19 protein-coding genes are annotated in these 21,754 nt (G+C 59.8%); 17 read left to right on the forward strand and 2 right to left on the reverse strand.

The genetic code is table 11. The annotated features are described in order from the left end of the window. The first annotated feature begins 55 nt into the window (after positions 1 to 55). The 17 genes from BLR71_RS05190 to BLR71_RS05270 all read left to right on the forward strand — a co-directional run bounded on the left by BLR71_RS05190 (position 56) and on the right by BLR71_RS05270 (position 19,333). Complete coding sequence (locus BLR71_RS05190) at positions 56 to 1,435, forward strand: Rieske 2Fe-2S domain-containing protein (RefSeq protein ID WP_092523798.1); 1,380 nt, start codon at positions 56 to 58, stop codon at positions 1,433 to 1,435. Positions 1,436 to 1,467: 32 nt separating this feature from the next. Further along, positions 1,468 to 1,956, forward strand: a complete 489-nt coding sequence (benB, locus tag BLR71_RS05195; protein WP_092523801.1) for a benzoate 1,2-dioxygenase small subunit — start codon at positions 1,468 to 1,470, stop codon at positions 1,954 to 1,956. Positions 1,957 to 1,994: 38 nt separating this feature from the next. Beyond that, positions 1,995 to 3,023 (forward strand): benzoate 1,2-dioxygenase electron transfer component BenC, encoded by a 1,029-nt coding sequence (gene benC, locus BLR71_RS05200; RefSeq protein WP_092523803.1) that lies wholly within the window; start codon positions 1,995 to 1,997, stop codon positions 3,021 to 3,023. Beyond that, a complete protein-coding gene (benD, locus tag BLR71_RS05205; RefSeq protein ID WP_092523805.1) occupies positions 3,020 to 3,850 on the forward strand; it encodes a benzoate diol dehydrogenase BenD in 831 nt (276 codons plus the stop codon). Before benC ends, benD begins: the two co-directional genes overlap by 4 nt. A gap of 76 nt (positions 3,851 to 3,926) precedes the next feature. Then, positions 3,927 to 5,186: a benzoate/H(+) symporter BenE family transporter gene (locus tag BLR71_RS05210; RefSeq protein WP_092523807.1), complete on the forward strand. Its 1,260-nt coding sequence runs from the start codon at positions 3,927 to 3,929 to the stop codon at positions 5,184 to 5,186. Between the two features lie 128 nt (positions 5,187 to 5,314). Next, a complete protein-coding gene (locus tag BLR71_RS05215; RefSeq protein WP_092523809.1) occupies positions 5,315 to 6,520 on the forward strand; it encodes a benzoate/H(+) symporter BenE family transporter in 1,206 nt (401 codons plus the stop codon). Positions 6,521 to 7,056: 536 nt separating this feature from the next. Further along, on the forward strand, positions 7,057 to 7,995 hold the full coding sequence (locus BLR71_RS05220; RefSeq protein ID WP_092523811.1) for a sugar ABC transporter substrate-binding protein: 939 nt from the start codon (positions 7,057 to 7,059) through the stop codon (positions 7,993 to 7,995). A 357-nt stretch (positions 7,996 to 8,352) separates the two neighbouring features. After that, complete coding sequence (locus BLR71_RS05225; protein WP_245696351.1) at positions 8,353 to 9,201, forward strand: ABC transporter permease; 849 nt, start codon at positions 8,353 to 8,355, stop codon at positions 9,199 to 9,201. Between the two features lie 13 nt (positions 9,202 to 9,214). Further along, positions 9,215 to 10,174 carry an ABC transporter permease gene (locus BLR71_RS05230; RefSeq protein WP_092523813.1) on the forward strand — a complete coding sequence of 320 codons (960 nt, stop codon included), beginning with the start codon at positions 9,215 to 9,217 and terminating at the stop codon, positions 10,172 to 10,174. After that, positions 10,171 to 11,745, forward strand: coding sequence for a sugar ABC transporter ATP-binding protein (locus BLR71_RS05235; protein ID WP_092523816.1), 1,575 nt, complete (start codon positions 10,171 to 10,173; stop codon positions 11,743 to 11,745). The genes BLR71_RS05230 and BLR71_RS05235 overlap by 4 nt, the downstream gene beginning before the upstream one ends. Positions 11,746 to 11,785: 40 nt before the next feature. Continuing rightward, positions 11,786 to 12,865 carry a maleylacetate reductase gene (locus BLR71_RS05240; protein WP_092523818.1) on the forward strand — a complete coding sequence of 360 codons (1,080 nt, stop codon included), beginning with the start codon at positions 11,786 to 11,788 and terminating at the stop codon, positions 12,863 to 12,865. Further along, positions 12,862 to 14,229, forward strand: coding sequence for an amidohydrolase family protein (locus BLR71_RS05245; RefSeq protein ID WP_092523820.1), 1,368 nt, complete (start codon positions 12,862 to 12,864; stop codon positions 14,227 to 14,229). Before BLR71_RS05240 ends, BLR71_RS05245 begins: the two co-directional genes overlap by 4 nt. Beyond that, a complete protein-coding gene (locus BLR71_RS05250; protein ID WP_092523822.1) occupies positions 14,226 to 15,146 on the forward strand; it encodes an NAD(P)-dependent oxidoreductase in 921 nt (306 codons plus the stop codon). Before BLR71_RS05245 ends, BLR71_RS05250 begins: the two co-directional genes overlap by 4 nt. Before the next feature lie 4 nt (positions 15,147 to 15,150). Continuing rightward, complete coding sequence (locus BLR71_RS05255; protein ID WP_092523824.1) at positions 15,151 to 16,011, forward strand: intradiol ring-cleavage dioxygenase; 861 nt, start codon at positions 15,151 to 15,153, stop codon at positions 16,009 to 16,011. A gap of 45 nt (positions 16,012 to 16,056) precedes the next feature. Then, positions 16,057 to 16,647, forward strand: coding sequence for a malonic semialdehyde reductase (locus BLR71_RS05260; protein ID WP_092523826.1), 591 nt, complete (start codon positions 16,057 to 16,059; stop codon positions 16,645 to 16,647). 109 nt (positions 16,648 to 16,756) lie between these two features. Continuing rightward, entirely contained in the window at positions 16,757 to 17,494 is a 738-nt protein-coding gene (locus BLR71_RS05265; protein WP_092523828.1) for a sulfite exporter TauE/SafE family protein, read from the forward strand. 63 nt (positions 17,495 to 17,557) lie between these two features. After that, on the forward strand, positions 17,558 to 19,333 hold the full coding sequence (locus BLR71_RS05270; protein ID WP_245696352.1) for an ABC transporter substrate-binding protein: 1,776 nt from the start codon (positions 17,558 to 17,560) through the stop codon (positions 19,331 to 19,333). 25 nt (positions 19,334 to 19,358) lie between these two features. On the opposite strand, the gene BLR71_RS05275 is transcribed toward BLR71_RS05270, so the two are convergent. Beyond that, complete coding sequence (locus BLR71_RS05275) at positions 19,359 to 20,162, reverse strand: SDR family NAD(P)-dependent oxidoreductase (protein WP_092523832.1); 804 nt, start codon at positions 20,160 to 20,162, stop codon at positions 19,359 to 19,361. A 537-nt stretch (positions 20,163 to 20,699) separates the two neighbouring features. Beyond that, positions 20,700 to 21,479, reverse strand: a complete 780-nt coding sequence (locus tag BLR71_RS05280) for an IclR family transcriptional regulator domain-containing protein (protein WP_092523834.1) — start codon at positions 21,477 to 21,479, stop codon at positions 20,700 to 20,702. Positions 21,480 to 21,754: the final 275 nt, after the last annotated feature.

Below are 21,754 nucleotides of genomic sequence, written 5' to 3' on the forward strand. Positions count from 1 at the left end.
GGCCCCTGCGCCCCAATAACGTCAATAATATGATCGCCAAGCAAGGATCACCGTCATGACTACCCAGCTTGATCTTCTCGAGCAACGCGTCCGCGGCGCCGTCGTCGACGACGCTGACAACGGCGTCTTTCGCTGCCACCGCAGCATGTTCACCGACCTGACCTTCTTCGACCTGGAGATGAAGCACATCTTCGAGGGTAATTGGTTGTTCTTGGCCCATGAGAGCCAGATTGCCGAGCCGGGTGACTACTTCACCGTGACCATGGGCCGCCAGCCGGTGGTGATCACCCGCGACAAGGCCGGTGAGCTGCATGGCCTGATCAATGCGTGTGCTCACCGTGGCGCCACTCTTTGCCGGCGAAAGCGGGGCAACAAGGGCACCTTCACCTGCCCGTTCCATGGCTGGACCTTCAAGAACGACGGCAAGCTGCTCAAGGCCAAGAACGAGAAGAACGGCGCTTATCCGGAGGGGTTCAAGCAGGAGGGCTCGCATGACCTCAAGCACCTGCAGCGTTTCGAGAACTACAAGGGCTTCCTGTTCGGCAGCCTGAGTGACGATGTGATGCCGCTGGAGGACTATCTCGGGGAAACCCGCAAGGTGATCGATAATATCGTCGACCAGGCGCCGGAAGGCCTCGAGATTCTGCGCGGAACCTCGTCGTACACCTACAACGGCAATTGGAAGCTGCAGGCCGAGAACGGTGCCGACGGTTACCACGTGAGTTCGGTGCACTGGAACTATGCTTCGACCATGGAGCGTCGCAACTACGATGCCGGCGGCACCAAGGCCGTGGACGCCGACGGTTGGTCGAAGAGCAAGGGCGGCTTCTACTCCTATGAAAACGGCCACATGATGCTGTGGACCCGGCTCATCAACCCCGAGGTACGACCGGTCTTCAATCGCAAGGATGAGATCGCGGCTGAGCTGGGTGAGGCCCGGGCCGACTCCATCGTCAATCAGACCCGCAATCTCTGTCTCTACCCCAACGTTTACCTGATGGATCAGTTCTCCACCCAGATCCGGGTGCTGCGTCCGCTTTCCGTGGACAAGACCGAGGTCACCATTTACTGCTTCGCGCCCAAGGGCGAGCCCGCGGAGAGCCGCCGGGTCCGCATTCGCCAGTACGAAGACTTCTTCAACGTCTCGGGCATGGGCACGCCGGATGACCTCGAGGAGTTCCGCGCCTGCCAGGACGGCTATAACGGATCACTGGCCGAGTGGAGCGATCTTTCTCGCGGTGCCAAGCAATGGATCTCCGGGGCCGATGAGAACGCCCAAGCCATCGATATGAAGCCGCTGCTCAGCGGGGCCTCCCCGGAAGACGAGGGCCTCTATGTGCTGCATCACCAGCACTGGGTCGAGGAGATGCTGCGCGCTATCGACAAGGAACGCAGCCGGTTTATTCCGACAGCGCCCGCCGCCCAGAACGCCTAAGGTCTGCACGAATAGAGAAGGGGAGAACAGACATGAGCATCAGCTACCACGACATCCAGGCGTTCCTATACCGGGAAGCGCGCCTGCTCGACGACCGCCAGTGGGACGCCTGGCTCGAGTGCTATCACCATGACGCCGAGTTCTGGATGCCGGCCTGGGATGACGACGATCAGTTGACCCGGGACCCGCACGCCGAGATCTCACTTATCTATTACCCGAACCGTGAGGGCTTGGAGGACCGGGTCTATCGGATCAAGACCGAGCGCAGCGGGGCGAGCACTCCCGAGCCCCGCACAACCCATCAAGTCACCAATCTCGAGGTGCTCAAGGAGCAAGGCGACACAGTGGAGTTGCGCTTCAACTGGCACACCCTGAGCCACCGCTACAAGAAGACCGACAGCTACTTCGGCTGCGCCTTCTACACCTTGGATGTGTCGGGGGAGACGCCGCTGATCACCAGAAAAGTCGTGCAACTCAACAACGACTACATCCATCAGGTCATCGACGTTTATCACGTCTGATCGGGTCACGCTGACCCGGTGCGGGAGGAGATTCGACCATGAGCTACAACATTGCACTCAACTTCGAGGACGGCGTCACGCGTTTCATCGGCTGCAAGGAGGGGGAAACGGTCCTCGATGCGGCCTATCGCCAGAAGGTCAACCTGCCGATGGACTGCTCCGACGGCGTCTGTGGTACCTGCAAGGGTCACTGCGAGCAGGGCAAGTTCGATTTGGGCGACGAGTATCTCGATGACGCGCTCTCCGACGAGGAGGCCGCCGAAGGCCAGGTGCTGACCTGCCAGATGGTGCCATCGTCGGACTGCGTCATACAGGTGCCGGTGGCCTCTACGCTATGCAAGACCCAGGTGGGCAAGATCCAAGGCACCCTGGCGGCGGCCGAGCAACTGTCCGAGGGCAGCATCGAGCTGGCGGTCGACCTGGACGAGGGCGGCGAACTGGCCTTTCTGCCGGGCCAGTACATCCATATCGATGTGCCGGGCAGCGGTCAGCACCGCTCTTACTCCTTCAGCTCGAAGCCAGGTGAGGCGCGCGCCACCTTCCTAATCCGCAACATTCCCAATGGTCTGATGAGCGGCTACCTGACCCAGCAAGCCAAGGTCGGCGACCGTCTCTCTCTCACTGGGCCACTGGGCAGCTTCTATCTGCGCGAGATTACTCGTCCTGTGCTGATGCTGGCTGGCGGCACGGGCCTCGCACCCTTCCTCTCGATGCTCGAGCAGCTGGTGGAGAAGGGCAGCGACCAGCCGATGCACCTGATCTACGGCGTCAACAAGGATGATCACCTGGTCAAGGTCGATGCGCTGGACGCGTTCGCCGAGAGGCTACCGACGTTTACCTACTCCACTGTGGTGGTGGACGAGGCAAGCACGCATCCGCGCAAGGGCTATGTCACCCATCACATGGACGCTGAGGTGCTGCACGACGGCGATATCGACGTCTACCTGTGCGGGCCACCGCCGATGGTTGATGCCGTGCTCAAGCACTTTGACAAGGAGGGCATCGTGCCGCAGAGCTTCCACTACGAGAAGTTCACGCCTAATCAGGCACCGGGAGAAGTGGCATGAGCGCGCAACGCATCGACGGCTTAGGCTCTCAGGGCTCACGTCTTCAGAACTTACGTTTCCAGGACAAGGTCATGGTGATCACCGGCGCCGCCCAGGGGATCGGGCGGCGAGTGGCCGAGCGGGCCGGCGCGGAGGGAGCACGCCTGGCCTTGGTGGATCGTTCGGAATTGGTGGAAGAGGTCGTGGACGATCTGCGAGCTCAGGGCGTGGAGGCGATCAGTGTGTTGGCCGACCTGGAGACCTGGGCCGGGGCCTCTGACGTCATGGCCAAGACAGCCGAGCATTTCGGTCGTATCGACATCCTGATCAACAACGTAGGTGGGGCCATCAACTTCAAGCCGTTCACCGAATTCAGCGAAAGCGAGATCGCCGCCGAAGTCCAGCGCTCGCTGATGCCGACACTGTGGTGCTGCCGAGCCGTGTTGCCGCTCCTGGTCGAGCAGGGTGGCGGCGTGATCGTCAACGTCTCGTCAGTGGCGGCCCGGGGTATCCATCGAATTCCCTATTCGGCGGCGAAGGGAGGCGTCAATGCACTGACCGAGTCTCTGGCCTTCGAGTACGCCGAGCACGGTATTCGTGTGGCGGCCGCCGGCATCGGAGGGACCGAGGCGCCGCCGCGCAAGATTTCCCGGGGTACCCCGGAGCCCAGTAACGAGACGGAACGGGCCTGGTTTCAGGCGCATATCGACCAGACCAAGCAGAGCTGCCTGATGAAACGCTACGGCACGCTCGACGAGATGGCCGCCCCGATTCTGTTCTTGGCCTCGGACGAGGCGAGCTATATCACCGGCAGCGTACTGCCGGTCGGCGGCGGCGATCAGGGCTGAGCCCTGGACCTCTACGCATTCGAGGTCTGCCGAAGCTACCAAAAACGACAACGACAATAATTCCCTGGAGCACACCATGAAACATCTCGAGAGAGGCGTCGGCCTAGCGTCGGCGCCGCGGGACTTCCTGCGCGACTTGAATGCCGACAACCTGAGCGCCGGCGTGGTTGCCGGTATTTTTGGCCTCAGCGCTGGCATCATCCATATCAGTGCTGGTACCGCCGCCGGGCTACCCAAGGATTTCACCCTGCTATGGGTAATCAGCTACCTCTTCATCAACGGCCTGTTCGGCTTGCTGCTCCCGGCCTACTATAGGCTGCCTCTGCCGATGGCCAACTCCATTCCCGGGGCCCTGCTGTTCGCCGCCATCATTCCCATGGTTGGGCTCAATGAGGCCCTGGGGGCGACGCTGATGGCGGGCGCCATTTCGGTGGTAGTCGCCTTGGCTGGCTGGATGAGCCTGGTGATGCGGCTCATCCCCATGCCCATCGTCATGGGGATGGTGGCTGGGGTGCTGCTCAAGTTCGGCACCAACATGGTGATGCCGCTGCAGAATGCCTTGATACCGGCGATGGTGATGATCCTGGCCTTTTTCTTCTCGGCGCGATTCCTGCGCCGAGTTCCTCCGCTGGTAGTGACGCTGGCGGTGGGCGTGATCTATATGGGCTTCTCCGGTGCCGACTTTTCAAGCGTGGAGTTTTCGTTCCGCATGCCCGAGTTCATCGCGCCGGCCTTCTCCATGGATGCCTTTCTGGCCTATGGGCTGCCGCTGGCGCTGATCCTGGTGGGCATGGAGACGCCTGCCGGAGTGGGGTTGGTCAAAGGCATGGGCTTCAAGGAGGTGCCGGCCAACGCCATCACCTTCGTTGGTGGCATTGGCACCATGGTGTCTGCCTTTTTCAATCTCCATAGCACCTGCATCGCCGCGCCGATGACCGGTATCTGCTCTTCCCCTGAAGCAGGTGCCCATGACAAGCGCTGGGTGGCGGCAGTAATCGTTGGTGTTATTTTCGTGATTGCCGCTCCTTTTTATGGTTTTGTGTTTAGCCTGATCGAGGCGATGCCGAGCTATTTCATTGCGATCATTGCCGGCTTGGCGCTTTTGAGAGTGATCAGCTCGGCGATGCACATTACCTTCTCCGGTAAACATGAAGTCGGGGCGATGTTCTCCTTCCTGATCGCCGTGTCGGGCCTGCAGATCTTCGGTATCGGCGCTTCGTTCTGGGCGCTGATCCTGGGGGCGCTCATCTCTATGCTGGTAGAGTTCCAGGACTTTGACTTCTCGCTGGAACGCGCGGCCCTTCGCAAGCGGTTCTCAGCCAAGAAAGCAGGCTGACCGATAGTGCCGGCGTGTTGACGTCGGCACTGTCATGGCGCTTTCTCTTTGTGGCCCGCGATTGCCTTGGCAGCGCGGGCGTTTTCAGCTCTGCGCTGCGCGAAGGTGCATCGCTACTCGTGCCGAGGATGACTGTGATATTCAAGGATTGGTCGATATCTGCGATTACCGCCGGTTTTGTCGCCGTGCTGGTGTCTTACTCCGGGCCACTGATGATCTTCTTTCAGGCCGCCCAGAGCGCCGAGGTCTCAAACGCCATGATCACATCATGGGTCTGGGCGATTTCCATTGGCGCTGCGGTCTCGGGCATTCTGCTCAGCCTGTTGCTCAAGGTCCCTGTGGTCACCGCCTGGTCGGCGCCTGGCACGGCCTTGCTGGTCACCCTGTTTCCCGACCTTTCGCTAGGCGAGGCGGTGGGGGGCTATCTGGTGGCGGCAGCGGTGATCTTCGTGATCGGTGTGACCGGCTCTTTCGATCGCATCATTCGGCGGATCCCGCCAGGCATCGCCAGCGCCATGATGGCGGGCATCCTGTTCCAGTTCGGTGTCGGGGTTTTCGTGTCGTTGGAGTCGGTGCCGGCCCTGGCCATCGGCATGATCCTGGCCTATCTGGTCTTCAAGCGGTTGAGCCCGCGCTACAGCCTGGTACTGCTGTTGGTGGTCGGCGTCATCCTCGCGGTGGTGCTCGAAGACGCCAGCCTCGATGGGGTGACGCTGAGCCTGGCCGACCCGCAGTTCATCGCTCCGGAATGGAGCTGGAATGCCATCCTTAGCCTCGCCATGCCGCTAGTGCTGGTCAGCATGACCGGGCAGTTTCTGCCAGGCATGACGATCATTCGCAGCGCTGGCTATAACACGCCGGCCAAGCCCATCGTCACGGTGACCAGCCTGGTTTCCTTTGTCACTGCTTTCTTTGGCGGTATCACTACCGCGACTGCGGCTATCACCGCGGCCATTTGCACCAGCAAAGAGGCCCACGAAGACCCGGACAAGCGCTATGTGGCTGGGGTCGCCAACGGGGTTTTTTACCTGATCGGTGGCACCTTTGCCGGGACCATCGTGGCGCTGTTCACCTCGTTGCCCGGCGAGTTCATCGCAGTGCTGGCGGGGCTGGCGCTGATCGGGGCCATCTCCAGCAACATCCAAGCCTTTGCCTCCCGAAAGGATCACCTTGAGGCCTCGGTGATCACTTTCATCGCCACGGCGTCCGGCATGAGCTTCCTGGGCTTAGGGTCGGCCTTCTGGGGAGTGATAGTGGGCGCTTTGGCCTACAACCTCCTGCACCGGCGCTTTACCTCGGGAAAGTCGATGCAAGTCTCCGATAGCGAACGATAGGTATCCTGACCGAGCCAGGCCCACATGGCGCGACTAGAAAGCGGTGGGCCAGGCTAGGCAGCCAGTGGGTGCCGGTATGCTGTTGCTAGCGCGAGACGCTTTATCGGCAGCATGCTGGGCATGGCTCGATGCGGCGCTATCCAAGAATACGCCAAGCCTGACGGTGAGATCACGCAACGGGTCTTGCCGTCGCCCCGCCTTAATGACTATCAGTTGAGACGTTGAGTCGGGTGCGAGTTATTTTATTTCCCTCGTTATTTTGATCATCAAAGCGCAGTATATTCGCAGCCGTCGTGATACTTATTGTTTATATACTATAGTCTATAGCATATGTGTTCTGCTGAAGCCTTGTTGATGATAATCCTTTTTTGTCAGTATCTTACGGTTTCATTCTGGAGCTGTTTCGAAAAAGTCCAGATTGGATATTTCTCCATACTGGTCGCGTTGCCCGCATGCAAAAGTGACGGCTAAGATGTCGCTGACAGTTGGGTCGCCAGCCCTGAATTTAATTATTAATAAAATAAAAGGTTATTGTCATGTTTAAAAAGAAAGTTCTAAGCGTAATGGTAGCTACATTAGTTTCAGGAGCTGTCTACGCACAAGATGAAGTAAGAATTGGTATTACACAAAACAACGTCGGTGTGGATAGTTATCAGACCACCTACGAAAAGGCATTCGAGGAAGCCGCTGCGGCAAATGACAATGTCGATGTTGTCGTCCTTGATGCCGGTGGCGATGTGGCTCGCCAGATCGGTCAGGTTCGTAACCTGATCCAGCAGCAAGTCGACGCCATTATCATCTGGCCGACCAACGGTCAGGCAGTTATACCGGCCATTAGGCAAGCCTACAACGCGGGCATCCCGGTGGTGGTGACCAACTCCAAGATCGCCGATGCTGGCCTTGAATACATCGCCGCCTTCTCTGGGCCGGATAACGTCCAACAGGGCGCTTCCTCCGCCGAGATGATGTGTGAAGCCCTGGATGGCGAAGGGCAGATCGTTCAGATTGCCGGGCAACCCGGCTACACCACTGCCATGGAGCGTTCACAAGGTTTCGAGGATCGACTGGCAGAGGCCTGTCCCGGCGTCGAAATTCTGGAGACCCAGCCCGCAGACTGGAACCGCGAAAAAGCTCAGCGGGTCATGGAGAACTTCCTCACCAAGTATGACGTCATCGATGGTGTCTATGCCGGTGACGATAACATGGGAGTTGGTGCACTCAATGCAGCCAAGAGTGCCGGCAGAGCAGGGGATATCGTTTTCATCGGTGCCACCAACTTCGCGGTGGGATACGAAGCCATCGAGCGTGGCGAGTACTACGGCTCGATTTATCAGTCCCCGGTAGACGATGCCGAAGCGGCGCTTCAGACGGCACTTGATGTCCTGGCAGGAAAAGACGTTCCGAAGATGAACTTCTTCGAGACTCCCAAAATCACGGCCGACAATCTGGCCGAGTTCGACAAGCCGGTGTTCTAAAGGCTTCCGCCGAGGTGCATGAGAGTCAAGCCTCATGCGCCGCTGCGCTTCGCCAAAGAAAGTCCGTTGGTTTGAGGGATGTCTCTGCAGTGTTCTGTTCTTTCTCCGGGAATGAAGCAGTACTTGGAAAGTCAGCCCACTGAACGGACAACCGGTGACCTTTGGAAAAAGGTTGCGCCCATATAGGTGAGTGACATGGCTTCTGCAGAACATACCAAGCAAGGCTTCATGCTCAGCAAGAAACACAAGGCAGGTCTCCTGAACTTCTTATCGGCTCAGGGAATTCTTGTATTCTTCTTGATTTGCATGTTTGCGTTCTCGTTAACGTCCGAACAGTTTCTTTCCCAGTCAAACATCATGACGGTAGTCCGGCAGGCATCGATCATCGGTATCATCGCGGTGGGCGTCACGGTGGTGATTATCGGCGGCAATCTGGACCTTTCGGTAGGGTCCATGCTGTCGTTCTCCACCGTCCTGGTGGTGGATCTCCACGACAAGATCGGCCCGGTCGGCGCCATTCTGGTGATGTTCGCCCTGACCCTGATGCTCGGTGCCTTGAACGGCCTGTTGGTCGGGTTCATGCGCCTCAATTCGCTCATCGTGACGCTGGCGATGCTCTCGGCTATTCAGGGCCTCGTGCTGATCTACAGCGGCGGCCAAAACGTCGATATCGCCAATCAGAGCGACACATGGTTCGGGGTGTTCGGGCAGGGGTATCTGCTGGGCATTGCCGTTCCGATCATCATCTTTTCCCTGCTTGCCATCATCGTCCAAGTCGTCATGTCGTTTACCGGCTATGGCCGCCGCATCTTCGCTATCGGTGGCAATCCCGTTGCGGCGGTCTATTCCGGTATTCGCAAGAACTGGTGCGTGTTCAGCACCTACATGATCTCGGCTTTTTGTGTGGCCTGCGCCGCTCTGGTGCTGGGGGCACGTGTAATGGGCTCCCAGAACAACGTCGGGCAGGGGTATGAGTTGCTCGTGCTGGCCGGGATCATCCTTGGCGGCACCAGCTTGTTGGGTGGCGCCGGCAGTATCTGGAAGACGGTCATCGGTGTGTTGATCCTTGGCTTCATCCAGAACGGCCTACTCCTGATGGGCTACCCCTATTACACCCAGTGGCTAGTGACCTGGGTCATCATCATCCTCGCGGTATGGCTGGATCTTGCCAATAAGCGCAAGCGTCTGCTGACCCGCCACTCCTGACAGGGTGAATATCATGATTGATATAAAGCGTTTCATGAGCGGCAGTGCCTTCATCCAGCCGATTTGGGTCTTCGTCGTCGCTATCACCATCTTCTTCAGCATCATGTCCGACTACTTCCTGTCGGTGGGCAACCTGACGAACATCCTCGTCCAGACCTCCACCATCGGGCTGATCGCGCTGGGCATGACCTACGTGATGATCAACGGCAACATCGACCTCTCGGTGGGGGCCACTCTGGGCTTGGCGGCCTCGCTTTCGGTGGGCCTGCAGGACTATGGCATCACCGTTGCGGTGCTGGCCGCCATTGCCACCGGCGTGGCGCTGGGCGCGCTGAATGGCCTGCTCGTTTGGAAGACCGGCGTCAATGCCTTCATCGTCACCCTGGGCGCGATGATCGGGGTGCGCGGCCTGATCTTCGTCTACACCGAGGAGCAGTCCTTTTACGCCAGCAACTTCGCCTTCTCCGACTTCGGTGCCAGCACCATTGGCCCCATTCCCGTGCTGGCCATCATCTTCCTTCTCTGCACCCTGGCGATGCACCTGGTACTCAAGAAGACAGGCCATGGCCGCAACACCTTTGCCGTGGGCGGCAATCCCGAGGCGGCCATGGATGCCGGCATCCGCATCGGGCGCAACATGATGATCAACTTCATGATCGTCGGCTTCTTCGCGGCCCTGGCCGGTGTCCTGCTGGCCACGCAGATGGGCGCCTCAACACCCAACCTTGGCCGTGACTACGAGCTCTGGACCATCACGGCTGTCGTGCTTGGCGGCACCAAGCTGACCGGCGGCTACGGCAGCATCATGGGCACTCTGGGGGGCGTGCTGGCCATCGGCGTCTTGCGCAACGGCATGAACATGATGCAAGTGCCGGCTTTCTATGTGTTGGTCATCCTCGGGGTGATCCTGATTGCGGTGCTGATCATCGATCAGCAGATCAACCTCAAGTCTTTCAAGGGGGTGCAAGCATGAGCGCTGCAACGGTGACACAGGCTTCAGATGCGCCTGGGAAAGCAGAAGCGCCCATCCTCTCGCTGGTGAACATCACCAAGAAATTCCCGGGGGTGATCGCGCTCAACATGGTCAGCTTCGATGTTCGGGCAGGTGAGGTTCATGCCCTGCTCGGCGAGAACGGTGCCGGTAAATCCACGCTGATGAAAGTGCTGGCCGGCAAGCACAAACCCAATGGCGGTCAGATCCTGCTCGAGGGCAAAGAGAAGGTTTTCGATAACCCCAAGCGCGCCAAGAAGAGCGGCATCGTCTTGATTCACCAGGAGCAGTCGTTGGTGCCGGAAATGTCGGTGGCCGAAAACATCTTCCTGGGAAGCCTGCCCAAGAAGTGGGGCAACTTGGTCGATTGGAAGAGACTGCACCGGGAGAGTACTGAAATTCTCGATCGGCTGAAGTGCTCTTTCAGCTCGAAGGACATGGTAAGCGATCTTTCTATCGCCAAGAAGCAGATGGTCGAAATCGCACGGGCGCTGGTGTTTACCCCCAAAGTGGTGGTCTTCGATGAGCCGACGGCATCGCTTACCGACCATGAAAAGCCCGTGCTCTACGACATCATCAACACCTTGCGTGAGCAGGGCGTCGGCATCGTCTACATCTCCCATCGCATGGACGAGATATTTCACCTCTCGCAGCGCATATCCGTGCTGCGGGACGGCGAGTACAACGGCACGGTGAACACCGCCGACACCAACGAGGATGAAGTCACCAAGCTGATGATCGGCCGTAGCCTCGAGTTTGACCATGCCAGCAAGCCGAAGGACTTCGGCGACAACATGCTCGAGCTGCGAGGCCTCACCGTCGATGGGATGTTCCGCGACGTCAGTTTCAGTGTCCGTAAGGGCGAGATCGTCGGCATGTACGGCTTGGTTGGGGCGGGGCGCTCGGAGGTGGCGGAAACCATCTTCGGCCTGCGCAAGCCCTCAGGGGGCGAGATTCTGCTCGATGGTCAGGTCGCTCAACTGCGCTCTTCCCATGAGGCGGTCGCCCAGGGAATCGCGCTAGTGCCGGAGGACCGCAAGGATCAGGGGCTGATACTGGGGATGAACTGTCGCGACAACATGACCCTGGCGGGCCTCGAGACCGTCTCCAAGAACGGGTTCATGAGGCCCGCTGCCGAGAAGACGGTCTACGACAAGTATCAGCAGGCGATGAAAATCAAGACGCCCGGCTGGCGGCAGAAGGTGGGCAACCTCAGCGGCGGCAACCAGCAGAAGATCGTCATCGGCAAGTGGCTACATACCCAACCTAAGCTGTTGATCCTCGATGAGCCGACCCGCGGCATCGACGTGGGTTCCAAGTCGGAAATCCATGCCCTGATCAAGGAACTGGCCAGAACCGGCTATGCGGTGCTGGTGATCTCCTCGGAGATGCCCGAGGTGCTGGGCGTCAGCAATCGCATCATCGCCATGTACGACGGCAAGGTGACCGCCGAATTCGACGGCGATGCCGTTTCCGAGGATGCGCTGGTGCAGGCCATCACCGGGCAGTACGTGACCAGTGCCGGCAAGCCGGACGATCAGCCAGCTGCCTGATGCCCGATCCGTGGCTCATCCCATCAACAAGGACAACATCATGATGCCGTTTATCTACAATGGCCTACCTTCTCGGGTCATCTTCGGCCAGGGCACCCTGGCCGGGGTGGCGGAAGAGGTCAAGGCGCTGGGTTGCCATCGGGTGCTGGTGCTTTCCACGCCCGAGCAGGAAGGCCAGGCACGCCAGGTGCTGGAACAGCTCGGTCAGCTGGGGGCAGGCGTCTTCGCCGGGGCCCGCATGCACACGCCGGTGGAGACCACCGAGGAAGCAATGCGTGAGCTTGCCTCGTTTGGTGCCGATGGCGTCGTGGCGATCGGCGGTGGTTCCACCATCGGGCTCGGCAAGGCGATTGCCCTGCGCACCGATCTGCCCCAGATCGTCATTCCCACCACTTACGCCGGCTCCGAGATGACGCCGATCCTCGGCGAGACGAAGGATGGCCTCAAGACCACCCAACGGACCTTGAAGGTGCTGCCCGAAACGGTCATCTACGACGTCGATCTGACGCTCGGGCTACCCATCGGCATGTCGGGCACCAGCGGGATCAATGCCATCGCCCATGCCGTGGAAGCCCTCTATGCCAAGGATCGCAACCCGATCGTCTCGATGATGGCAGAGGAGGGCATCGCGGCCCTGGCGCGCAGCCTGCCGACGATTGCCGGTACCCCCGACGACGCCGAGGCACGCTCCGATGCGCTCTATGGCGCCTGGCTGTGCGGCACCTGTCTTGGCTCGGTGGGGATGTCGCTGCATCACAAGCTCTGCCACACCCTGGGCGGCTCCTTTGACCTGCCTCATGCTGAAACGCACACCATCGTGCTGCCGCATGCCGTGGCCTATAACGCCGCAGCCGCCCCAGAAGCAATGGCGCGCATCGCCCGGGCGCTGGGCACGGCAGATGCCGCCGCGGGGCTCTATGATCTGGCGCGGTCCGTGGGGGCACCCCTTGCCCTGCGGGACATTGGCCTGGAGGCGGTTGACATCGACCGTGCCACGGAGATTGCCACCGCCAATCCCTACTGGAATCCCCGCGAGATCGAGGCCAATGGCATCAATCGACTGCTGGATGATGCCTATGCCGGTCGTCGCCCCGACACCCTGGAGGCTACCGACGCATGAAGATATTGCTGACCAATGCCACCGTGCTGACCCTTGATCCGGCCATCGGGGATCTGACCTCGGGCCAGGTCCTGGTGGAAAACGACCGCATTTTAGCCGTGGGACACGATCTTTCCGCCGAGGATGCCGAGGTCGTCGACTGTCGCGGCGGCATCCTGATTCCGGGGCTGGTCAATGCCCATATGCATACCTGGCAGACGGCCCTGCGCGGCGTCGCCGCCAACTGGACGCTGCTCGAATATTTCGGCCATGTGCATCGCGGCCTGGCGACGCTGTTCACCCCCGAGGACATCCATGTCGCAACGCGGTTGGGTGCGCTGAACCAGCTCAACTGCGGGGCCACCACGCTGGGTGACTGGTGTCACAACAACCCCACGCCCGAGCATACCGATGCCGCCGTCAGAGGGTTGCAGGAGTCGGGCATCCGCGCCGTCTTCTTTCACGGCTCGCCCAAGCCGGACCCCAAACCCGGCCAGCCGCATTTCAGCGAGATTCCTCATCCCCGCAGTGAGGTGGAGCGGCTGCTGGCTGGGCCACTAGGGGACCCGGAGGGGCGGGTGACCCTGGGCCTTGCCATCCTTGGGCCGCATTACTCGACCCTGGATGTTTCGCTGCACGACTTCGAACTCGCCAAGGAGTTCGGCCTGGTGGCCTCCATGCATCAGGGCGGTGGCGAGGCCGTGAGCCCCGGTGGCTGGGACGTCATCGAGGAGCGTGGGCTGCTGGGCCCTGACATCAACATCGTGCACGGCCAAAGCCTGGATGATGGCCAGCTCGCGCGCTTCTGCGAGCAGGGCGTGACCTTCTCGATCGCCCCCGAGAACGAGATGACCCAGGGACACGGCTTCCCGATCACCGGCCATGTTCGCCGCCATGGCGGCGTCGTGTCGCTGGGGGTGGACCTCGAGTCGGTGATTTCGGGCGATATGTTCGCCGTGGCCCGTGCGGCCCTGGGCATGCAGCGCTCGCTGGACAACGACGCCTCGCGCCGAGAGCAGGGCAGCATTCCCGCCACTTCTACCGTGCGCACCCGTGAGGCATTGGAATGGATCACCCTCCACGGTGCGCGGGCGCTGGGCCTCGATGACCGCATCGGCAGTCTCACCCCCGGCAAGCAAGCCGACATCGTGCTGCTGGACAGCAACCTGCTCAACATGCAGCCGGTCAGCGACCCGGTGTCGAGCGTCGTCATGCAGGCGAGCCTCGCCAATGTCGATAGCGTCATGGTGGCGGGGGAGTTTCACAAGCGACACGGCCGGTTGGTGGCCGATGTCGAGGACGGTCTGCGTGAACTCGAGGCGTCCGGTCATCGCATCTATGCCGAGCTGCAGGCGCGGCAACAACACGAGGAGACAGCCAAATGACAACCATACACAAGGTGGCCTGGGTGGGCCTGGGCAAGCTCGGCCTGCCCATGGCGGCCCGTATCGCTGCCGCAGGACATGAGGTTCATGGCTTCGACCTCAGCGCCGAGCGTATGGCGCTGGCCGAGCAGGCCGGCATCACCCCGCATGCTGACCTGGCCAGTGCCATCGACGGCTGTTCCCTCGTGCTGGTCTCGATTCCCGATGACCGGGCTTTGCTAGGGCTTTGCCTCGAGGCTGGAGACCTGATCGGCAAGATGGCGCCGGGGACCACGCTGATCGAGACCAGCACCGTGAGTATCGAGGCGTCCGCACAAGTGGCGCGGGCTGCCGAAGCACGCGGTATCGCCTATCTGCGCAGCCCGGTGTCGGGCAATCCGGTGGCGGCCGAAGCCGGCACCCTGTCGGCCATGGTCTCTGGCCCCCGCGAGGCGCTGGATGATGCCGTTGCGGTGATGCAGAGCTTCACCAAGGCCCAGTACTGGCTCGGTGAAGAGGAGCAGGGCCGCTATGCCAAGCTGGCGATCAATCTGATGATCGCGGTCAGCGCCGGGATGTTGGGCGAGTCCCTGACCCTGGCGCGCAAGGGCAATATCGGCTGGGACGATATGCTCGAACTGGTTGCCGACAGCGCGGTGGGCTCGCCGATGGTGCAGTACAAGGTGCCGCCGCTGAGTCAGCGAGACTTCACCTCGACCTTTTCGGCCGCCCAGATGGCCAAGGATCTCGACCTGATCCTCGGCTGTGCTCATGTCGCCGGCGTACCGGTGCCTCTCGCCGCACAGATGCGCGAGGCTTATACCTCCTTGATCGGCACGGGGTATGGCGAAGACGACTATATTGCCACGGTGCATCATACCGAGCGCCTCGCTGGACTACCGGCCATCGAGCCCGCCGCTGACGCAAGGAGGGGCTAGCGCCATGCGCAACCTGAACGCAGACAACATCACCGAGGCGGTGATCGAGGAGTTCTCCGGCTGCCAGGATGAGCGACTCAAGACAATTCTGAACAGCCTGGTGACGCACCTGCACGCCTTCCTGCGTGAGGTGGAGCCCACTGAGAAGGAGTGGACCCAGGCTATCGACTTCCTCACCCGCACTGGCCAGATGTGCGACGACCAGCGCCAGGAGTTCATTCTGCTCTCCGATACCCTGGGGGTGACGATGCTGGTCGATGCCATCAACCACCAGACCTCGGACCCGATGGTGTCGGAAAGCACCGTGCTAGGGCCTTTCTATGTCGCTGATCCGCCCGAGATCGCCCAAGGCGAATCCATCGACTGGAATGTCGAAGGCGAGCCTTTTTTCGTTGAGGGGCGGGTCCACGATGAGCATGGAGAGCCCCTGGCCAATGTCGTCATCGACGTATGGCAGTCAGACAGCGAAGGCTACTATGACGTCCAGAAGGAGCTCGAGAGTGCCTCGCTGCGGGCCCGGTTCAGCACCGACGATCAGGGGCGATATGCCTTCTGGACGGTGACGCCTTCTCCTTATCCCATCCCGACGGACGGCCCCGTCGGCAAGATGCTGGAGGTCACCGGTCGACATCCCTACCGGCCCGCCCATGTGCACTTCATGCTGATGGCAGAGGGCTTCGAGACCCTGGTCACTCAGGTGTTCGCCGAAAATGACCCCTATCTCAATTCTGATGCCGTTTTCGGCGTCAAGGATTCCCTGGTTACGGAGTATGAGTTGTTCCCGCCAGGCAAGGCACCGGATGGACGCTCGATGGACGTTCCCTTCCGCCATTTGACATATGATTTCGGCTTGAAGGCAAGCTGAGAGTGCGACACACAATAACCCACTGTTTTACCAGAGGTATGCCACATGACCGCCATTGACCAGAATGCTATCGAGACCCTGTTTACCGCTGCCAGGACCCATAACGTCTGGCTGGACAAGGACGTGAGCGACGACAAGCTTCGCGAGCTTTATGAAGTGATGCACTTCGGCCCGACCTCGATGAATTGCCAGCCTCTTCGGATACTGTTTCTGAGGAGCCAGGAAGCCAAGGAAAGACTCAAGCCGGCCCTGATGCCAGGCAACCAGGAAAAGACCATGAAGGCGCCGGTGGTGGCCTTGCTGGGTTACGACACCACATTCTACGAGCATCTGCCGCGCATGTTCTCCCACAACAAGGATGCCAAGTCACTGTTCGAGGGCAAGACCGATTTCATCAACACCACGGCCTTTCGCAACAGCTCCATTCAGGGCGGCTATTTCATCCTGGCCGCTCGCGCGCTGGGACTGGATGCCGGGCCGATGTCCGGGTTCAACAATGCGGCCGTGGATGAAGAGTTCTTCTCCGATGGCAAGGTGAAGAGCAACTTCCTTTGCAACCTGGGGTATGGCGATGCCTCGGCGCTCTTCCCGCGCCAGGACCGGTTCGCGTTCGACGAGGTCTGCCAGCTCCTCTGACCGAGCGGGTAGACGGCGAGTTCATCTGATCGCCGAAGCAAGCCCTCATCGTCTGGGCCGTGTTTGCACGGCCCTTTTTTATTCCTGTTTGAAAAGCGCGAGGCGTCACATGCCGTATGACTGGCAGTTCATTGCCCTGATGGTGGTAGCGGTGCTGATCACCGGCATATCGAAGTCAGGATTTGCCGGGGGCGTCGGGGTGGTGGCCGTGCCCTTGATTTCGCTGAAGGCAAGCCCGGCCTTTGCCATCGCCGTCATGCTACCGCTGTTGATCGTCATGGATGTGTTCAGCTTGAGGGCCTGGTGGCGATATCGCGTCGATTCGCTACTGTGGCTGGTGTTTCCGCCGGCGGTTCTGGGTGTGGCCATCGGGTATCTGACATACGGTTTCTTCGATGACGACTTGCTCAAGGTGCTGCTGGGCGTTTTCTCGATCCTGTTTGGTCTCTGGGGATTGCTCAAGCCATTCCGTGGCCGCGTGATGCCCGCCTGGATTGGCGGCCTCTGCGGGGGAATCGCCGGGTTCACCAGCTTTATTGCCCATGCAGGGGGGCCGCCGCTGAACTTCTATCTGCTGCAATCCAAGCTATCCAAGGAAGCGTTTCTGGGCACCGCCGTGGTCTTTCTGGCCGCTGCCAATCTCGTCAAGCTGGTGCCATACAGCTTGCTCGGCTTTCTCAATGTCGAGAATCTGACGCTGGCGCTGCTGATGATTCCCGTCGCCTGGCTGGGGGTACGACTGGGGCTCGTGATCCAGAAGCGCCTTAGCGGAGAGCTATTTTTCCGGATCATTCTCACCCTGCTAATCCTGCTGGGCATTCGGCTGATCGTCGATGGTGCCGGGTGATTGCCGAGAGGGAAGGTGAGAGGTACTTTCGATACCAAGTCCATTGATATGTTTGAGGTGAGAATGATCGATGATTCGGTCACGGGGCATCCGGAGGGGCCCTACGACACGCTGCCCCAGACACCCATGTCAAAGCTCTCCAATACGGAGCTTGCGCGATTCATCGACTTTATCGAGCAGATCGAGGAGGAAACGGAGCAGTCACTCTCCATCAACCATGGCTATCGGGAGATGCGCATGATGACTCACATCATGCGTAACCATCTGATGGGCAGGCTGACGACGCCGACCTCGCTGGCCGATGCCTCTGGCCTGTCCTACGGCACCGCCAAACGAGGCATCGAGAGTATCCTCAAGCGAGGCCTGATCGTCTCGCGCCCGCGGACCAAGTCGGGAAAGACAGTGTCACTCCATCCCTCTGCGGCACTGATCGACGAGTGGGAAGCCTATGCCGTTCGGATCAAGTCCTTGCTGGGAGCAACCTTTGGAGCGGATGCCGGCTCCGGCCAGGACCGGCGAATATTGTTGGGCAAGCTCGACGAGACCTCCGCTGTCATACCGCCGCCCGCCGTGCTCTCGCACCGCCTAGAGCTTAAAGGGGGGCTGCGTGTATTGGTCCATGCCGACCCGACGTTCATGGCCATGCACAATCTCAAACGACAACTGGAGGCGGTCTTTGGGGTGGATATCAAGAACAAGGCGAAGTCCATCGATGGGCTACGCTCGGAGATACTCGCCAATGCGCGCCTAGCGAAGTCCCGATACGACGTCATCGCCTGTGACCTGCCATGGTTCGGGGAGTTGGCGTCCCAGGACATGCTGCTTCCACTAGACAGTCTGCTGGCGCGGGATGGCCATGACCTGTCCGATTTCCACCCCATGGCCATCAAGAGCTCGCAGTATGCCGGCAAGCAGTACGGCATTCCGGTTCAGACGACGCCAGAGCTGCTGTGCTATCGAAAGGATATCTTCGAACGAGAACACCTGGCTCCCCCGACGACCACCGAAGAACTGATCAAGGTTGCCAGGCGACTGCACGATCCTGGCAAGGGCCGCTACGGCATCGCCTGGAACGCTGCCCGGGGTACGCCGCTGGGTCATACGTTTGCCTTCCTGATGGCGAAATATGGCCAGCCGATCATCAACCTGCGAAGCACGCGGAACGGCTATGACTTCCAGCACGTGTCAGGGGAAGAGTATCGGCCGATGTTCCAGTCGGATGCGGCCTTTCGTGCCTGTGAATACATGCTGGATATACTGAAGTATTCGCCACCGAACATCCTCAACATGAGCTGGTATGAGCGCGCCAAGTCCTATGCGTCGGGCGAGTCCTGCATGGCCTACAATTACACCTTGCTGGCTCCCTTGTTCGAGCTCAACCAGCAGTCGCCGGCTTGGGGCAACACCGGCTACCTTCCCCATCCGGTCGGCAATCATGGCGCTCCTATCACCCCGATCGGCGGCTATGCGCTGGCCATCCCGTCCAATCTGTCCAAGGAACGTGAGGAAGCGGCCTGGAGCGCCCTGAAAACGCTGACGTCTGCCGGTCTGTCGAAGCTCTACATCATGAACGGCAGCCTGGTCACACCGCGCTTTAGTGTCAGTCGTGACCCTGAGGTTTCATCCTTGTCACCGCTTATCGATGTGGTGGACGGGATGGCACGCAAGGATGTTCTCCAGGCCTGGCCACGTCCCCCGGTACCGGGAATAACCGATTTGATCGGCATTGCCGGGCATGAGCTATTCGACATGCTCGACGGTCGCCGTTCCATCAAAAAGGCCCTGTCCATGGCACAGGACAGGGCCGACCGACTGATGCGCGACAGGGGATACTACTGAGCCTATCGTCGGGTTGCCGGGAGCATCACTGCATGATCATGCCACCGTCGATCATCAGCAGTTGGCCGGTCATATAGTCCGACTCCGGGCTTGCGAGGAAGGAAGCGGTGCCGACGACATCTTCGGGATAGGAATAGCGCTTCATAAGGATCATCTTCTCGGCAAGCTCGTCCATGGACTGGCCCTGCTTATCGAACTTGCCGATGCTGACCAGGTCCTTGTCCAGCTGCTCCCATAGCTCAGTACGCACGACCCCGGGGCCATAGCCGTTCACGGTGATATTGTGATCCACCAGCGCCTTGGCGCCGCCGTTGATCATCGCCAGTACGGCATGCTTACTACAGGCATAGGGCACGACATCGTCGAAGGCTTGACGAGAGAGAATGGAGCCGACATTGATGATCTTGTAGGGGCCGTTTTCCTTGCCTTGCTCGATCATTTGCTTGCCAGCTTCCTGCATGCCGATCAGGCAACCCAGGGCATTGACGTCCATGATCTGGTGCCAGTTCTCTTCTGTGATATCCAAGAACATCAGCGGCTTGTTGATGCCAGCATTGTTGACCATGACGTTAAGGCTGCCAAAGGCATCGACGGTGGCCTTGACGGCGGCCTGCATCTGGTCACGCTCGGTGACGTTCAGCTTCACGGCGATGGCTTTGCCACCCTTTTCCTTGATGCGTGCCACGACCTCATTGCACCCGTCGATGTTGAGGTCCGCCACGCACACATTGGCGCCTTGTTCCGCATAATGTTCAGCAACCGCCGCCCCCATGCCACGCGCAGCCCCTGTGATCAGGCAATTTTTTCCTTCAAGTCGAGTCTTGTCCATGGTGTTACCTCGGAAGTCTTGTTGCGAGTCTCTCCATATCGCCGCTAGGCCTTTTGTCATGGCGTATGGAGCCTTTGTGTACAAGGAGTTCTGATAACGCGAGCTGTAGCGTGAGCGGTACGTTGTAATTCCTTGCTGACTCGCATTGTCAGCAGGCCAGCCTGCCAATGACAGTTGCCTCCACGGCCAATTTGACCAGATTGGATGTTTCTGAAGGCGTCGCGATGTGTGCGGCCTATCTAATAAATAGAAAGGCGCAGATTGGCAAAGAGAAGGGGGCAATAACGGCTACTAGGGCGTTTGGGAAATGTCCGGAGAGTTCTCCGGCTTTCAATCAAGAACGGTTCGATAGAAATGGCATTTTACTCGTGAGGTATTGGGCCTTTCCTCGCCCGCCAAGTCGGAACGGCCTACCCGCGGTGATGGCCTCTGACAAGGGAGTATCGACTGGTGTCGGCGGTCAGACTTTAAGCCTCCTTGTCAGCAAGTAAGCCGATCGGCTAGTGGCTGATTGATGGGTTGGGCGGCAGCCAAGCGTCAGCTGACGCTGGCGTGTATTTGCCGGGCTTTCTCCTGCAGCAGGGGCAGGTACTCTCGAATCAGGGTGTCATAGTCGATGCGGGCTGCATTGGTACTGATGTTGATTGCGCCCAGCAGTCGGTCGTTGGCATCGAAGGCTGGCACGGCCACTGAACGCAATCCGGAGTCGAGTTCCTGGTCGGCGATGGCGTAACCCTGCTTGCGCACGTCGAGGATGCGGCGTTTGAGTTCGGCCTTGTCGGTGATCGACTTGTCGGTGTGAGGTTCGAGCGCCACCCGCATCAGAAAGGCATCAAGGTCGGCATCCGGCAATTGGGCTAGTAGAACCCGTCCCATGGAAGTATGAGCCGCCGGCAGGCGCGTACCCACCGAGAGCGTGATGGCCATGAGCCGGTGCCTGGACGAGGAGCGTGCCACATAGGTGACGTCGTCACCGTCTAGCACGCCAAGCGATGAGGATTCGCCACACTCGGTGGTGATGTCCTCGAGAATCTGCTGAATCACGCTGCGATAGTTATTGGCGGAAAGAAACGCATAGCCGAGGTTTAGTACTTTGGGGGCGAGCTCGAAGTGGCGGTGCTGCTTGCGCACATAGCCCAGCGCATGGAGCGTCAAAAGAAAGCGCCGGGCCCGAGCCCGGTTCATGCCCGTCTTGGTGGCCACCTCGCTCAAGGTCATGCGAGGGGAGGTCTCATCGAAGGCGAGGATCACCTCTATTCCGCTAGCCAGTGCCGTGACGAAGTCGCGATCGTCCGGGCTTATCACATCTTCCTGCATCCCGTTTCCCTCTGCCTGATGGTGGTGTCAGCGGATACTGACTATCGCCCAAATCTAGCATATTTGTTCGCTTGGCGAACATTTCTATCCTTCCTGCTGTCAGTCGTTATTCTCGCCGAGATTAGACTTTGGTCGCGCTACTCCCATCTTGCCCAGAATGAAACCCCTGTGTTGGTAGTGGGTTATCTCAAGCTATTCGGTCTTAATGGGCTGGGCGATGTCTCTCTGCGTTTGACGCTTACGGGCATTGGCGCTAGATTTGTTCGTAAAGCAAA

Origin of the sequence: Onishia taeanensis, from assembly GCF_900100755.1 — a bacterium.
In the GTDB taxonomy this organism is placed as follows: Bacteria; Pseudomonadota; Gammaproteobacteria; order Pseudomonadales; family Halomonadaceae; genus Onishia; species Onishia taeanensis.